Genomic DNA, 15,085 nt, shown 5'->3' on the forward strand with positions numbered 1-15,085 from the left:
TCAGACCGCCTCGGCGACGTCGAGGATCCTGGTGATGCGGACCGCGTAGTCCTGGTCGACGACGACCACCTCGCCGTGGGCGATCAGCCGACCGTTGAGCAGCACGTCGGCGGGGGCGCCGGCACTGCGGTCGAGCTCGACCACCGCACCGGGCTCCATGCCGAGCACGTCGCGCACCGACATCCGGGTGCGGCCGATCTCGACGGTCAGGGTCATCTCGACGTTGTTGATGCGGCCGAGGTTGCCGGCGGGGACCGCGCCGGCGACGAGCGGTGCAGAGACCGTGCCGTTCTCGCGGACGCGCAGGCCGAACCAGCCGCCGGGGACCCCGCCGGCGGTGAGCTCGAAGACGACCGTCTCCGGGTCGGCGAAGAGGGACGCAGCGGACTCGCGGCGCGCGTCGCCGAGCACGCCGACGCCGAGCACGGTGGCCGCCGCCTCGAGCGACGGACGGAGCACGTCGGTGACGTCGACCAGACCGGCGTCGGCGCCCCCCGCCGCGACGACGGCGCCGAGGTCGGTGAGGACCAGCGCGAGATCCGCGGAGAGCCCGCCGACGAAGGACGCGACCACGCCGTCGACCGCGGCCTCGAGGACGACCGGGGTCGCGCCTCCCGGCAGGGGCACGGCGGTCAGGGGTGCGGCCGTCGGGAGCTGCGCGGCGAGCTGGTCGGCAGCGGTGGCGTGGAGGGTGGTGGTGGCGCTCATGCGTGCTGCTCCGGATCGGTGGTGGTGACGACGATGCCGGCCAGGCGCGACCCGTTCGCGCCGACGGCCGCGGTGCCGACGGGTTCGCCGTCGACCGCGATGGTGAGGGGGCGGTGCTGCGGGTGCGGCAGCGGCAGGACGTCGCCGACGGCCAACCGGAGCACCTGCGTGGGCAGCACGGCGGCGGGGGCGAAGTGCAGGCTGACGCCGACCGGGACGTTCGCGAGCTGGGCGTCGAGCAGGGCGCGGGCGTCGGCGGCGGAGACGCTGGAGGTGTCCTCGCCGAGCTGCGGCAGCACCGCCTCGGCGGGCAGCGCGAGCGTGCCGGGGGCGACCCGGTCACCGACCCGGATCGAGAACGCGGCGACGATCATCAGGTCGCCCTTCTGCGCGGCCTGGGCGAACTGGCTGTTGAACTGGAAGCCGCCGGTCGTGACCTCGTGCGCGAGGAGCCCGCCGAACGAGTAGCGGAGGTCGTCGAGGGCGTCCTCGACGATCTTCCGCACGAGCGCCTGCTCGATGGGCGTGAAGGTGCGCTCCGGGGTCGGCAGCGGCTTCGAGGCACCGAGGGCGTGCGACACCCACGTCAGCGCGGCGTCGAGCGGGACCTGGAGCACGCCCTTCGGTGCGGTGTCGGCGATCGGCAGCAGGACCATGCCGGTCAGGGCGGGCAGGGACGCGGCGTACTCGTCGTACGTCGTCATCGAGACCTGCTCGCAGGTGACCTGGCTGACAGCGCGCACCTTCGCGGTGAGCTGCGTGCCCCACTGCCGCGCGAACGTCTCGAAGGCGAGCTCGAGGACCCGTGCGTGCTCGCGGGCGAGCGTCGACGGGCGCGCGAAGTCGTACACCTCGGGCGCGGGCAGGGTCTCGGTCACGGGTGCGTCTGTCGGCCGACGACGGGCGGGCGTCAGCGCTGTGCCCCGTTCTGGGGCGCTGGGGGTCTAGCCCTGGCGTGCTCCGTCCTGCGCGGTCGCGAGGGCGGGCATCAGCTTGCTGACGTCCTGGTCCTCGTTCGACAGCACCACGATGTCGACCCGTCGGTTCAGCGTGTTGTCCGCATCGCTGGCACCCTTGGCGAGCGGGCGGCTCGAGCCGAACCCGACGCTCTGCACGTGGTCCGCCGGCATCCCGCCGCGCTCGACCAGGTCGCGGAGCACCCCGGTGGCACGGGCGGCACTGAGCTCCCAGTTCGTCGCGTACGGGGCGGTGGAGTTCCGCTGGTCGGCGTGGCCCTCGACGCTGACGTCGTGTCCGCTGGTCTTCAGGACCGGGGCGATGGCGTCCATGATCCGGCGGGCCTGGTCGGACAGGTCGGCGCTGTTCGTCGCGAAGTAGGTCTCGCTGCCGACGAGCCGGACGGTCAGACCGCGGTCGTCGACGGCGAACTGCACCTTGGACGACTCTCCCGCCTGGTCGAGGTTCCCCTGGATCGCCGCCTCGATGGCCTTGAGATCGTCGAGCTCGCGCTGCGCCGCGGCCAGGTCGGCCTTCGAGGCCACCGGGGGCACCGCGGTCGACGCCGGGTCGACGTTCGTGTCGTCGGCGCCGGACGCGGCGGTCGAGTGGTCGGCGTCGGACTTGTCCGTCGCGTACCCCTTGCCGTCCTTCGTCACCTGGGACTTCGACACGATCGTGCCCGAGGCGGTGTCGACCTTCTCGGACTTGACCTCGCCGAACCCCGTCGCGAGCGAGTTCTTCAGCGCGATGTACTTCTCCTGGTCCACCGACGACATCGCGAAGAGCACCAGGAACATGCACATGAGCACCGTGATCATGTCCATGTACGACGCCATCCAGCGCTCGTCGGGGTGCTCGGCCTCGTCGTGGCCGCCCTTCTTCCGGCCGCGCCCGCGCCCGCGAGGGTTCGCGCTCACGGTCAGGCCGCCAGCTGCTGGTCGTCGGCGGTGGCCTTCGCGGCCTTCCCGCCCTTGCCACCGGCACCGCGCGCGGCGGGCGGCACCATCGCGGTCAGGCGCTCACCGAGCAGTCGGGGCTGGCTGCCGGCCTGCACCGCGAGCAGTCCCTCCATGAGCAGGGTCTGCCGGTCGGCCTCGAGCTGCGCGAGCTTGCGGAGCTTGCCGCCGAACGGCAGCCAGAGGAAGTTCGCGGTGAGCAGGCCCCAGAGCGTCGCGACGAACGCGCTCGCGATGAGCGGGCCGAGCTCGTCGGGCTTGCCGAGGTTCGCCAGCACGTGGGTCAGCGAGACCACCGTGCCGATGATGCCGACCGTCGGGGCGAAGCCGCCGAGGCCCATGAAGAACGCGCTCGCGCTCCGCATCGGCGCCGCGTTCGACTCGATCTCGTCCTCGAGCAGGATCCGGAGCTCGTCACCGTCGGTGCCGTCGGCGATGTTCTGCAGGGCCTTCTTCATGAACGGGTCGTCGTGCTTGTCGGCCTCCTGCTCGAGCGCCAGCAGGCCGTTGGCCCGAGCGGTCTCTGCGAGCCCGACGACGTCGTCGATCACGGTCTGCGGCGGGGTCACCTTGCCGGTGAACGCCTTCGGGACGGTCCTGAAGGCGGCGAGGGCGTCCTTCATGGTCGTGCTCGCGACGCCGCACCCGATGGTGGCGACGAAGACGAGGAGCATCGGCGCGGGCAGGAAGAGGCCCGCCATCTCGACGTGCTCCATCTGCGCCATGCCGAACAGGGCGCCGAAGGCGAGGAGGATGCCGACGATCGTTGCGATGTCCACGTCAGCGACCCCCGTCCCTGCGTCCGGCGGCGAGCGGCGCGACCGGGGCGAGCGTGGGCTGCGGTCCGGTCGCGGTCGTCGCGGTGTCGGTGCCGTAGGCCATGCCGACGATCCGGGCGCGGTAGGCGGCGACGAGGCCGATGACCTCGGCCATGGACTCGCGGACGATGTACTTGGCGCCGTCGACCATGATGAGCGTCGTGTCCGGCGTCTCCTGGATGCGCTCCACGAGGTCGGGGTTGACAGCGAATGCGCTGCCGTTGAGTCGTGTGACGACGATCATGGCCCGTCCTGGTTCTCGATCGTCCCGCCGCCGTCCGTGGGGCGGGATGCAGACCCGTCCGTGGGTGTGCAGCGGTGCCTATCGGCGGCGAGCAGTGCCCCGTTAGCCTGGCGCGGTGACCATCGTCGAGGACCTGCTGGTCGGACCGCGTGGTCGGCGCTTCTGCTGGGAGGTCGTGCTCGCCACGGTCCGGGAGGAGCCGGACGACGACACGCTCTTCTGGGCGTCGTACTGGATCTCCGTCCGACGTGGTGAGCGCGTGTCGCTCTTCGGGCCCGGGTCGTCGGTCCCGCGCCCGGCGCCCTCGGACGACCGCATCGTGGCCGCGGTCGAGGCCCTGTTCGGCGCCGCCGACCCCTCGTCGGCCACGCTCGACCAGGCGCTCGTGGCACTCGGCCGCGTGGCGGAGTCGGCGAGGTGGTGGCAGGGGCCGGACGCCGAGGACGTCCTGCTCGCGACGGTCGTCCCCCGGTCGCTGCTCGAGCGGATCGCTGCGACGGTCGCGGCGGCTCCCGGCGTGCAGGCGCTGTCCGGTCCCGTCCCGTCCGTGCGGCAGTGGTCCGTCACACCGGACACGCCCGGATTCGACGCTCCCGCACGCCCGGCTGGGCAGGTGCTCACCGAGTGGCGGGACGAACTGCTGGGTGAGCGCTCGCACGGGCTCGACGACCCGGTGGACGCCCCGATCAGCGGCACCTGGTGGACGACGCCGCCCAGCGGCCTCCTCGACACCACCACCGAGCGGGACGGCCGCGGTCCGCTCGGCCTCTGGGCGGTCGAGGACCACACCGGCTGGGAGCGCGCCGAGGTCGCTCCCGCCCTCGTTGATGCGTCCACGCGGACCGCGGTCGTCGACGACGCCGAGGACTGGTCCGCCCTGTGCCGCGCGGCATCGATCGACGTGACGGCCACGACCCGGCGACACGACTGGTACCAGGCGACCGGGCGCGACGGCGCCTGGGTGGTGCCGGACTGGGCCGCACTCGCCGAGCGCTTCGACGCGGTCCACCTGACGCTGCGGGGGTGGCTCCGCGCCTCCGGCACCGCGGTACCGATCGACGACACGACGGCGAGCGTGATCGCGGGATGGACGCCGGACACGACCGTCTGGCTCCGCGACCCTCGACCGGCGCTCGGCGCCTCGACCACGTGGGAGTGGGACAACGGGCAGAACGGCTGGTTCCGTGCCTGAGTTCTCATGAACGAGTTATTCCCGATCCGATCCTGCGAATCGGCCGCATGAAGTCCCCTGTTTTATCTCATGAGCGTGTTACCGTGACGTCCATGTCCGACACCACCACCGTCGTCACGCCCGCCGAACCGGCCAGCTCCTCGCCCGCCGCTCCGCTGCGCGAGGTCGGCGCCCTGATCCGGGGCGCCCGCAAGGGTCGCAGCATGACCCAGTCCCAGCTCGCCGAACGTGTCGGGACGAGCCAGAGCGCGATCAACCGCATCGAGCAGGGCGGCCAGAACCTGTCGCTCGAGATGCTCACGCGCATCAGCGACGCCCTCGACCAGCAGATCGTGTCCATCGGCGGCGCCCCGCAGCGCGCGCACCTGCGTGTGCAGGGCGGTCGGAAGCTCAGCGGTTCGATCGCGGTGAACTCGAGCAAGAACGCCGCGGTCGCGCTGCTCTGCGCGTCCCTGCTCAACCGCGGGGTCACCCGCCTGCACAAGGTCGCCCGCATCGTCGAGGTCGACCGCATCATCGACGTGCTCCGCTCCCTCGGCGCGACCGTCACGTGGTCCGAGGACGGCGAGGTGCTCGAGATCGTCGCGCCGTCCGACCTGCACCTCGACGCGATCGACGCCGACGCGGCGCGCCGCACGCGCAGTGTGCTCATGTTCCTCGGTCCGCTCAGCGGCCGCTACGGCTCGTTCCGCCTGCCCTACGCCGGCGGCTGCGACCTCGGCACCCGCACGGTCGAGCCGCACCTCATCGCACTCCGCCCGTTCGGCGTCGACGTCGAGGCAACCTCCGGCTGGTACGAGGTCGACGTCGCGAACACCGAGGTGCCGACGAAGTCCGTCGTGCTGACCGAGCGCGGCGACACCGTCACCGAGAACGCGATCCTCGCCGCGGCCGCTCGCGACGGCGTCACGACGATCCGCAACGCCAGCCCCAACTACATGGTGCAGGACCTCTGCTTCTTCCTCGAGCTCCTCGGGGTGCAGATCGAGGGCATCGGCTCAACGACGCTCCGCATCACCGGCAAGAGCCGGATCGACGAGGTCGTCGACTACTGGCCGAGCGAGGACCCGGTCGAGGCGATGAGCCTGCTGACCGCGGGCATCGTCACCGAGTCGACCCTCACGGTGACCCGTGCGCCGATCGAGTTCCTCGAGATCGAGCTGGCGACCCTGGCCGAGATGGGCCTGCGCTTCGACGTCAGCGACGAGTACGCCGCCGCGAACGGTCGCACCCGGCTGGTCGACGTCACGGTGCACCCGTCCGAGCTGCACGCGCCGATCGACAAGATCCACGCGATGCCGTTCCCGGGCCTCAACATCGACAACCTGCCGTTCTTCGTCGTCATCGCGGCGATGGCCGAGGGCACCACGCTCGTGCACGACTGGGTGTACGAGGGTCGGGCGATCCACCTGCTCGACCTCACCCGCCTCGGCGCGAGCGTGACCCTGCGCGACCCGCACCGCCTCGACGTCACCGGCCCGACGCACTTCTCGGGTGCCGAGGTCAGCTGCCCGCCGGCACTGCGTCCCGCCGTCGTCATCCTGCTGGCGATGCTCGCGGCGAAGGGCGAGAGCGTCCTGCGGAACGTCGGCATCATCGCCCGCGGCTACGAGCAGCTGCAGGAGCGTCTCAACTCGCTCGGCGCGTCGATCGAGACGTTCCACGACTGAGGTCACGGCCGCGGCGGCGACCCAGCGATCACCGGACCCGACGGCCCGTCCCCGCAAGTGGGGACGGGCCGTCACCCGTCCCGACCAACGCACCGGTGCCTCCAGGGCGTCTGCCAGTCGGGACGGACGCGCGATCCAGACGACCGGTGCTGCATGGGGACATGGCCACGAGATCGCTCCTGACCGTCCCGCTCCTCCTCACCGCGGCTGCCGCTGCTGTCGCGTGGATCGCGTTCGGCCCGGCAGCCGCCCTGGCGTTCGCAGCGCTCGCCGTCCTCGAGATCGCGATGGCCGCCGACTCGTCGGTGCCGATGGCCGGCATCGCGGGTCGCTTGCACTCCCCCGCCCGGCGGCTCTTCCTCTCCCTCGGCATCGTCGCCGGCGTGCTCGCCATGCGCCTGCTCCTGCCGCCGGCGGCCGTCGCCGTCGGCGGGGCGACGGACCCCGCGACCGCCGTCGACGAGGCGGTGTTCGCCCCAGGCTCGTTCTCCGCGCACCTCGCGGAGGTCCGGCCCGCACTGGCCGCCTTCGGCGCGGCCTTCATCTGGCTGGTCTTCGCCGAGTACCTGTTCAACACCGACCGTCTGACACGACGGTCATGGCTGGGCGGTCTGGAGGCGCGACTCGCCCGCGTCGCCCGGCCACGCGTCTGGTCCGTGGTCACCGCGGCGACCGGCGTGCTCGTGACCACCGTCCTCGTCGGGCAGCAGGACGCCTGGGCGCCCGGCACGGTGCTGCCGGTCGCCCTCGGTGGTGCGGCCGGTGTCACGGCGTACCTGACGTCGAAGCGCATCGCGCGCTGGGCGCTCCGGGGCGTCGACGGCACGGGGACCGGAGCGGTCGGGACGCGCGGTTCGTGGCGGATCCACGTGTACGCGTCGACGGTCGTGTTCGAGCGTGGGCTCGTGGTCTTCATGCTGTTCGAGATCCTCGACGGCGTGTACAGCCTGTCGGGGTCGGGACTGCTCGGCGCCGACGGGCTCGGTGCGCTCGAGCAGGCAGCGCTCGCGGTCGCTGCCATCGCCGTCGGCGCAGTGTTCCTCGCCCGGACGACCTCGCGCCTGGACCAAGCGGCGACGCTCAAGCGCCTCCGGTACCTGAAGGCCGGGGCCGCGTACGTCCTCGGCGTCCTCGCCGTGCTGCTCTGGACCAGCCTGCTCGTGCCCGTCCCGGGGGCGGTCGTTGCGTGGTTCGGCACCGTCGTGATCGGGCTCGCGCTGGCGACCTCGCTGCCGTGGCGGGCGTGGGCGCGGCGGCTGCGGAGGCGGACGGTGGCCGGCTGACCGACCCGCCTCGGACCGCGACGGTCGTCGGTGCGTCGTCGCTCGACGGTGCCCTGCGTGCACGCTCAGCGCCGGTACGCGGTGTCCGGGCGCCCTGACGGTTCCGGTCAGCATGCTGAGCAGCATGAGCACACCCGTGGACCCGCGCATCGGCCGGTCCCCTCGCTACCGTCACCGTCTCGTGTCGATGGTCTCAGTGGGGCTGGTCGTCGCCGTCGTCACGGCCCTGACCGTGGGCCCCCGCTGGGCGGCCTCCGTCGGCTGGGCCGCGGCCTGTGCCGTGTACGTCGTGACGGCGTTCCCGCTGCTCCGTGCCGACGCGGACCGCACGGCCCGGTGGGCTGCTCGCGAGGACCCGCAGCGGACGGCGTCCGACCTGTTGCTCGTGGGCGCGTCCGCGGCGAGCGTCGTCGCGATCCTCGTCGTGCTGAGCACCGCGCGGGGGCTGCACGGGACGGCGCAGGACCTGGCGGCCGCGCTCGGTGTCGTGAGCGTCCTGCTGTCCTGGCTGCTCGTGCAGACACTCTTCACGCTGCGGTACGCCGAGCTCTACTACAGCGGGACGCCCGGCGGGGTGGACTTCAACCAGCCGGAACCACCGCGCTACACGGACTTCGCGTACTTTGCCATCACGGTCGGCATGACCTACCAGGTGTCGGACACCACGATCACGTCGAGCACCATCCGGGCGACGACCCTGCGACACGCGCTCCTGTCGTTCTTCTTCGGCACGGTGGTGATCGCCAGCGTGATCAACCTGGTCGCCGGACTCGGCAGCTGAGCGCAGGCTCGCGGCCCAGCCGTCGCCGCTGCGTGCCTCAGGGGATGGGCACCGGCGCCCACGACACGAAGAACTGCATCCGGAACGTCGGCGTCGTGTCCGACGGACGGAACCGCGAGCTCAGCGACGCGGACATCCCGTCCGGCACCGGTACGTCGGTGCTCGCTCCCAGCCGCCCGCTCGTCTCCGTCGGATCGATCGAGGGGACCGAGTCCACCTTGTCCTGCAACTCGTCCGCGCCGCTGGTCGGCAGGTCTGCCGCGTCGAGTGCCTGGCGGTACGCCTCGACCCCTGCCGCTGCTCCGGACGTCGACGGTCCCTCGACCTGCAGGACGAACGACCGACCGGGTGCTGTGATGACCTGCCCGGTGGAGTCCGTCAGCCCGTCCGGGAAGTCGTCGACGGTCACGATCACCTCGCCGACCGGCAGGTCGACGACCCGGTCCCCCGGCAGGAGGAAGCGAGCTGGTCGATCGGTCGTGGAACTGTAGGCAGCGACCGCGTTCCGGACCGGTGACCCACCGTCGGTGTCGACGCCGAACGTCTCGACGCTCGGTGTGCCGGTGAGGTCCCAGACCTCGACGCCGTCCTCGAGGTGCATCGCGGTCGGCTCGGGCCCGTCGTGCTGCACGTCGGCGCGACCCGGGGCCGGAGACCCGACGACGTCGCCTGCGGTGCCGGGTGGCTGACCGACACAGCCCGACAGCAGCACGACGGCAGCAGTGACGACGAGCGCGACAGCGGACAGACGACGAGGCCTCAGCACCACCGTCCTCCGCGGAGCTGCGACCCCTGACCGATCCTCCACACGAGAGCACGCTAGCCGCTCTGGTCGGTGAGCGCTCGAGCGGGGAGCAGGCTGGTCACAGGTAGCGCCGCGCGTCCGATGCGAACCGTGGTACCCCGGCGCGACGGAGATCTTCGAGCACGTCGTCGATCGTGAGCGGTGGGTCGATGTAGTCCTCCGTCAGTTCTCGCAGAACCCTCGTCACGACGCCGGGGAACAGGTCGAGTTGATCGAGGAGGAAGTCGTCCGGGTGCACGACCTCGACGTCGAACGGCTCGAGGGACGCACCGGGGAAGTCCCTGAGGTTGAACGTCACGAGGACGTCGGCCTTCGACCGGACCGCGGCGGCCAGGACGTGTCGGTCCTTCGGATCGCAGGTCATCGCCGCCGTGAGCGCTTCGTACCCGGTCACCGTCGCGTCGGGGAAGTACGTCTGCATGGCATCGATCCGAGCGTCGATACCGGACGGGTCGACGCCAGCGCCGACGACGTTCCTGCGCACCTCGTCGAGGACCTCGTCCGACCAGAGCGGTCGGAACGCTCCCGCATCCGCGAGCCGGAGGATCAGGTCCGTGAGCCGGATCCCGTACAGCGTGCAGGCGTCGAAGAAGGCGGGGAACGCCATCGTTCAGGCTCCTGCCGAGGCCGCCTGCTGTCGCTCCAGCGCTTGCGTCCCGCGAGCCATCTCCCTGAGTGCCGCTCGTCGGCTGACGCGGAACTCCTCCTGGAACGCGACGACATCGCGGAGGAGGACCCGGCGATGACGACCACGCTTGTCGAAGGGGATCGTGCCGTCCTCGAGGTACTTGATCAAGGTCGGCCGCGAGACGCCGAGGAAGTCGGCAGCCTGTTGCGTGGTCATCTGCATGTCGTTCGGCGCGACCGTGACGCCGCTCCCGTTGGCGAGTGCGTCCGCAACCTGCTCGAGGATCGCGTAGAGCTCCTCCGGGATGGGGCGCTCCGACCCGTCGGGTGCGCGGAGTGCCGCACCCGCGTGCGGCGCGACCGAGCTCTCGTGGAGGAGCCTCGCGAAGTCGACGAGGTCGTCCCTGGTGTCGTCGGTCGGGAAGTACGTGCGGGCGGCGGCGTCCCGGGCACGTGGAGGAGTCGAGGTCGCCATGGACGAATCCTATCCGCAGTATTCGAAAGCGCGCCGGATCTCGCGCTGGCTCGTGGAAGCGGGCGAGCTCGTCGCAGTGCGCGGAACGGGAAGGGCGCGCAGCCCGTCCGGCGTTGACTGACGCGTCCGACGAACCGCGAGGAGACACGTGCTCGGTCCAGAACTGGTGGTGGCCCTCGGGCTCGCCATCGCCGTGACGGCTGCCGTCGCCGACCGGATCAGGATCGCACCACCCGTGCTCCTGCTCGTCATCGGCGCGCTGCTCGCCTTCGTCCCCACGTTCGGCCGGGTCGAGCTACCGGCGGACGCCGTCCTGCTGCTGTTCCTCCCCGCGCTGCTCTACTGGGAGAGCCTGACCACCTCGCTCCGCGAGATCCGGAAGAACCTGCGCGGGATCGTCCTCATGGGCACGGTCCTCGTCGTCGCGACCGCCGGCGTCGTCGCCACGCTGCTGCACCTGCTCGGGATGCCGTGGGGGCCGGCGTGGGTGCTCGGCGCAGCGGTCGCCCCGACCGATGCCACCGCCGTCGGCGTGCTCACGAGGATGCTGCCCCGCCGCAACGTCACCGTGCTCCGTGCGGAGAGCCTGGTCAACGACGGCACGACCCTGGTCGTCTACGGCATCGCGGTCGCCGTCACCGTCGGTACCCAGGAGCTCACCTTCTGGAGCGTGTCCGGCATGCTCGTCCTGTCGTACGTCGGCGGGGTCGCGGCCGGGCTCCTCGCCGCCTGGCTCGGCTCCCTCGTGCTGCGGCGGGTCGACACGGTCGTCCTCGAGAACCTCGTCACGCTGCTCGTCCCCTTCGCAGCCTTCCTCGGTGCCGAGGCGATCGGTGCGTCCGGGGTGCTCGCCGTCGTCGCCGCGGGCATCGTCGTCAGTCAGGTTGCGCCGAAGCTCGACCGGGCGGAGACCCGCCAGCAGGTCCGCGCGTTCTGGTCCTTCCTGACCTACCTGCTGAACGGTGCGCTGTTCGTGCTCGTCGGCATCGAGGCGATGGTCGCTGCCCGCGCGCTCGACGCCCGTGAACTCTGGACCGGGGTCGGCCTCGTGCTCGCGGTGTCCGTGGTGCTCGTCCTCGTCCGCTTCGCCTTCGAGGGCACGATCGGCGGGACGGTCTGGCTCGTCACTCGACGCTTCGGCGGCGAGCCCCGCGAAGGCCGCCGCGACCGGCTCGTGAGCGGCTTCGCCGGGTTCCGCGGTGCCGTCTCCCTGGCGATGGCCGTCGCCGTCCCGCGCACGCTCGAGTCGGGCGGGGCCTTCCCGGAACGGGACCTCATCGTCTTCGTGACCGCCGGCGTCGTCGTCGTGACCGTCGTCGGCCAGGCGCTCGTGCTGCCCGCCGTCCTGCGACGTGCAGCGCTCCCCGAGGACGAGTCCGTCGGCGAGGAACGCCGCTACGCGGAGCGCACCGCCGTCGAGGAGGCCCTCGACGCACTCCCCCGGCTGGCGCGGAAGGCCGGCGCCGACCGAGCGACGATCGACCGTGTCCGTCGCGACCTCGAGGCGCACCTCGACGTCATCCAGGCGCGGGAGGAGGACGACGAGGACCACCCGACCCTGCAACGCCACGACGCGACGGTCGCGCTCGAGCTCGCCCTGGTGCGGCACAAGGCCGCGACCCTGCTTCGCCTGCGGGACGACGACGAGATCGACGACGTGGTGCTCCGGCAGGTCCGCGCGGGCTACGACGCCGAGGAGGCGCGGCTCGAGGGGTCGACGCCGGCCTGAGTCCGCCCCGTCGCCGCGTCCTCCAGCGGTCCCACCTCCTGCGCTGCGCCTGCCGTCGGTCCCACCCAGTGCGCCGCACCGGGCGTCGCCCAGACCGTACCGTCCGCGCCGAAGGCGAGCACGTCGACGTCGCCGTCCGCGGTCAAGCGCCGGAGGTCGTCCTCGTCCCCCGCGACGGCCGCCGTCGCGAGGACGTCGGCCGTCACGATGTCGTCGGCCACCACCGTCGCCTGGACGAAGGTGGGGACGCTCCGCCGCCAGATGTGCTCGCCCCGCTCGGCCGTGCCCGAGGTCGCCACCGCGCGACGGCTGCCGTCGAGCCGAACCACGCCGACGACGGTGTCCCGCCGCGCCGGATCGACGACACCGACCGACCAGGGTTCGTCGGCACGGTGGGAACCGCGGACGAGCACGTCGCCGCCGGCGCTGAGCATCCAGTCGTTCGAGTCGGCGTCGAGGAGCTCGCCGGCGTCCCGGATCGCGAGTGCCTTGACGACGCCGGACAGATCGACGACCCCGTCCGGGCGGTGCGGCGTGAAGGCACCGCCGGTCCGGTCGCGCCACGACAGCGCGAGGGCGTAGACGTCGCGGACCTCCTCGGGGGCATCGGGGAGCCGCAACCACCCGGCCGCGATCCGGCTCAGCACCGACGCGGGGTCCCAGAGGCTGTAGCGGTGGTCGTACCCGGCGAAGACCGCCTGGACGGCGGACGCGGCCTCCGGGGCAGCCCCGCGGAGGCTCACGACCGTGCCCATGGTCTCGAAGGTCAGGACGCTCACAGGCCGGCCCGATCGATCGCGGACTGCAGCGACGTGGTGTAGCCCTCGCTCGTGAACGTCGCGCCGCTCACCGCCTGGATCTGTGCCGACTGGGCCTGCAGCGCCTCCTGCCGGAGGATCGGGGCGGCCTGCTGGCTGATCGCGACCGAGCGGCCGTCGTGGTCGGTCAGGTGCAGCGGCGTCACGTCGGTGATGGTGCCGTCCGCGACGGTGATCTGCACCTGGACCTCGCCGTAGCGCGTCTGCGCCGCCGCACCGGTGAAGGTCCCGGAGACGGACGCGCCGGTCGAGCGGGATGCCGACGAGCCGGAGCTGGAGCCCGACGAGCCGGAGCCGGACGAGCCCGACGAGCCCGCACTCCCGCTCGTGCCGGAGCCTCCGCTCGTGCCGGTGCTGCCCGACGACGAGCTCCCGGAGGTCGTGCCCTGCGCTGGAGTCGTCACGGCCGGCTGCCCGCCGAGCTGCCACCCGATGACGAGCACCGCCACCGACGACACGACGCCGCCGGCCACCACCCGGGCCCTCACGACGCGAACCGTTCCTGGTGGATCTGGTGCTCCGGGACGCCCGCGAGCCGGGCCTCCCGCACCACCAGGTCGGACCACTCGCGTGGGCCGCAGACGTAGAGGTCGGACTCGAGCAACCGCGGGAACACCGATCGGAGGGTGACGCCGCGACGCAGATCGTCCTCGGTCATCCAGCTCTCCTGCGACCGGGCGCGGTGACCCACCATCGCGAACAGGGCGCTCCCGGTCGCCGCGGCGAGCTCCGCGGTTTCCTGCCAGAGGTACTGCTGGTCGGCGTCGGTCCCGCGCAGGAGCACGGTGGCCTCACCCGGACGCAGGTCGGTGTCCTCGAGCAGTGCACGGACGGGCGTGATGCCGATGCCCGACGCGACGAGCGCGAGGTACGGGGCGGTGCGTGCGCGGCTGGTGAACAGTCCGTACGGGCCCTCGAGCGAGACGGCGGTGCCGGGTCGGATGCGGCCGAGGCGCGCGGAGCCCGCTCCGAGGTCGCGCACGGTGATCCGGGCGCGGTCCCGTCCGGGGACTGCCGAGAACGACACCGGGTGGGCGTGCCACCAGGTCCGTGCCGACCAGAACCGCCAGACCCCGTACTGGCCGCCACGTGCACCGAGCCGGTCGAGGTCGCGGCCGGCGAGGTGGATCGACACGACCCCGGGCGCGATCGGCTCGACCGCGACGACACGGATGCGGTGCCGCAGGCTCACGACCACCGGCAGCACGAAGCGGTGCACGACGACCAGGCCGAGCGCCACGACGTACGCGGCGATCCAGTACACCCGCTGCCAGGTACCCTGTCCGAGGACGCTGCCGACGCTGAGCATGTGCGGCAGCGCGACGAGGACGGCCGCGTAGCTGAGCAGGTGGACGACGTGCCATGCCTCGTACGGCAGTCGACGTCGAACCGCGACCAGGGACGACACCACGACGGCGACGAACAACCCGAGGGCCAGGTAGGCGAGCGGCATGTCCGGCGTGGAGAAGAGCTGGACGGTCTCCGCGATCGGGCCGGTACCCGAGGACGCTCCGTAGCCGAGCGTCAGCAGGACACCGTGCGCCAGGAGCAGGTAGAGCACGGGCTCACCGAGTGACCGGTGCACGGCGATCGCGTTGTCCTGCCCGAACACGCGGTCGATCAGGGGCACGCGTGCGGCGAGCACGAGCATCACGAGCACCAGGTCGGTCGCGACGAGTCCGGCGACGATTCCGGCGTCGGTGAGCACTCCGCCGATGCCCGACACCGAGTGCGAGCCCGGCGAGGCCAACCAGAGTGCGACGGCGAACGCGGCGGACGCCCAGGCGAGCACACCGAGCAGGTCGGTGACCGCGGCGCGGCGTCGGCCGGCCCGACGTCGACGTCGGGCGGCGACCTCGAGGGGCTCCGCGGGCGGTGTCGGGATCCGCCTCGGCGGTGCAGAAGCGGCGCGGGGGGTGGGGCGAGCGGTGTCGATCATCGTCTCGGTCCTCTCCAGCAGGTGATCGGGTGACGTTCAGCATCGACACCGGTCCCATGAAGCAGCCCGGAACCACCGCT

General features: G+C 72.1%; 16 protein-coding genes. 5 read left to right on the forward strand and 11 right to left on the reverse strand.

Annotated elements, in window-relative coordinates:
* The 5 genes from fliN to QUG98_RS12075 form a co-directional block, all read right to left on the reverse strand.
* Positions 1 to 708 carry a flagellar motor switch protein FliN gene (fliN, locus tag QUG98_RS12055; protein ID WP_289470750.1) on the reverse strand — a complete coding sequence of 236 codons (708 nt, stop codon included), beginning with the start codon at positions 706 to 708 and terminating at the stop codon, positions 1 to 3.
* Positions 705 to 1,586, reverse strand: coding sequence for a flagellar motor switch protein FliM (locus QUG98_RS12060; RefSeq protein WP_289470751.1), 882 nt, complete (start codon positions 1,584 to 1,586; stop codon positions 705 to 707). The genes fliN and QUG98_RS12060 overlap by 4 nt, the downstream gene beginning before the upstream one ends.
* Positions 1,587 to 1,652: 66 nt before the next feature.
* Entirely contained in the window at positions 1,653 to 2,585 is a 933-nt protein-coding gene (locus QUG98_RS12065; protein WP_289470752.1) for an OmpA/MotB family protein, read from the reverse strand.
* 2 nt (positions 2,586 to 2,587) lie between these two features.
* The gene (locus QUG98_RS12070) at positions 2,588 to 3,403 is read right to left on the reverse strand and encodes a motility protein A (protein ID WP_289470753.1); all 816 of its coding nucleotides are present in this window, start codon (positions 3,401 to 3,403) and stop codon (positions 2,588 to 2,590) included.
* Between the two features lies 1 nt (position 3,404).
* On the reverse strand, positions 3,405 to 3,686 hold the full coding sequence (locus QUG98_RS12075) for a flagellar FlbD family protein (protein WP_058727919.1): 282 nt from the start codon (positions 3,684 to 3,686) through the stop codon (positions 3,405 to 3,407).
* A 115-nt stretch (positions 3,687 to 3,801) separates the two neighbouring features.
* On the opposite strand from QUG98_RS12075, the gene QUG98_RS12080 reads away from it, so the two are divergent.
* The 4 genes from QUG98_RS12080 (at position 3,802) to QUG98_RS12095 (ending at position 8,612) form a co-directional block, all read left to right on the forward strand.
* Positions 3,802 to 4,878 (forward strand): hypothetical protein, encoded by a 1,077-nt coding sequence (locus QUG98_RS12080; RefSeq protein WP_289470754.1) that lies wholly within the window; start codon positions 3,802 to 3,804, stop codon positions 4,876 to 4,878.
* A 92-nt stretch (positions 4,879 to 4,970) separates the two neighbouring features.
* Positions 4,971 to 6,548: a helix-turn-helix domain-containing protein gene (locus tag QUG98_RS12085; protein ID WP_289470755.1), complete on the forward strand. Its 1,578-nt coding sequence runs from the start codon at positions 4,971 to 4,973 to the stop codon at positions 6,546 to 6,548.
* Between the two features lie 161 nt (positions 6,549 to 6,709).
* Complete coding sequence (locus tag QUG98_RS12090) at positions 6,710 to 7,831, forward strand: DUF475 domain-containing protein (protein WP_289470756.1); 1,122 nt, start codon at positions 6,710 to 6,712, stop codon at positions 7,829 to 7,831.
* Between the two features lie 124 nt (positions 7,832 to 7,955).
* A complete protein-coding gene (locus QUG98_RS12095; RefSeq protein ID WP_289470757.1) occupies positions 7,956 to 8,612 on the forward strand; it encodes a DUF1345 domain-containing protein in 657 nt (218 codons plus the stop codon).
* A gap of 37 nt (positions 8,613 to 8,649) precedes the next feature.
* On the opposite strand, the gene QUG98_RS12100 is transcribed toward QUG98_RS12095, so the two are convergent.
* The 3 genes from QUG98_RS12100 to QUG98_RS12110 form a co-directional block, all read right to left on the reverse strand.
* Complete coding sequence (locus tag QUG98_RS12100; protein ID WP_289470759.1) at positions 8,650 to 9,213, reverse strand: hypothetical protein; 564 nt, start codon at positions 9,211 to 9,213, stop codon at positions 8,650 to 8,652.
* 262 nt (positions 9,214 to 9,475) lie between these two features.
* Positions 9,476 to 10,024 (reverse strand): PIN domain-containing protein, encoded by a 549-nt coding sequence (locus QUG98_RS12105; protein ID WP_289470760.1) that lies wholly within the window; start codon positions 10,022 to 10,024, stop codon positions 9,476 to 9,478.
* 3 nt (positions 10,025 to 10,027) lie between these two features.
* The gene (locus QUG98_RS12110; RefSeq protein WP_289470761.1) at positions 10,028 to 10,519 is read right to left on the reverse strand and encodes a helix-turn-helix domain-containing protein; all 492 of its coding nucleotides are present in this window, start codon (positions 10,517 to 10,519) and stop codon (positions 10,028 to 10,030) included.
* Positions 10,520 to 10,667: 148 nt separating this feature from the next.
* Here QUG98_RS12110 and QUG98_RS12115 point away from each other — a divergent pair, with 148 nt between their 5' ends.
* Positions 10,668 to 12,248 carry a Na+/H+ antiporter gene (locus tag QUG98_RS12115; protein ID WP_289470762.1) on the forward strand — a complete coding sequence of 527 codons (1,581 nt, stop codon included), beginning with the start codon at positions 10,668 to 10,670 and terminating at the stop codon, positions 12,246 to 12,248.
* Here QUG98_RS12115 and QUG98_RS12120 read toward each other — a convergent pair.
* The 3 genes from QUG98_RS12120 to QUG98_RS12130 are packed head-to-tail and all read right to left on the reverse strand — an operon-like array spanning position 12,203 to position 15,005.
* Complete coding sequence (locus QUG98_RS12120) at positions 12,203 to 13,027, reverse strand: FAD:protein FMN transferase (RefSeq protein WP_289470763.1); 825 nt, start codon at positions 13,025 to 13,027, stop codon at positions 12,203 to 12,205. The two genes, QUG98_RS12115 and QUG98_RS12120, sit on opposite strands and share 46 nt — an antisense overlap.
* Entirely contained in the window at positions 13,024 to 13,554 is a 531-nt protein-coding gene (locus QUG98_RS12125) for an FMN-binding protein (protein ID WP_289470764.1), read from the reverse strand. The genes QUG98_RS12120 and QUG98_RS12125 overlap by 4 nt, the downstream gene beginning before the upstream one ends.
* The gene (locus QUG98_RS12130; RefSeq protein ID WP_289470765.1) at positions 13,551 to 15,005 is read right to left on the reverse strand and encodes a ferredoxin reductase family protein; all 1,455 of its coding nucleotides are present in this window, start codon (positions 15,003 to 15,005) and stop codon (positions 13,551 to 13,553) included. Before QUG98_RS12130 ends, QUG98_RS12125 begins: the two co-directional genes overlap by 4 nt.
* Between the last annotated feature and the right edge of the window lie 80 nt (positions 15,006 to 15,085).

This window comes from Curtobacterium subtropicum, from assembly GCF_030362975.1.
Taxonomy (GTDB): Bacteria; Actinomycetota; Actinomycetes; order Actinomycetales; family Microbacteriaceae; genus Curtobacterium; species Curtobacterium subtropicum.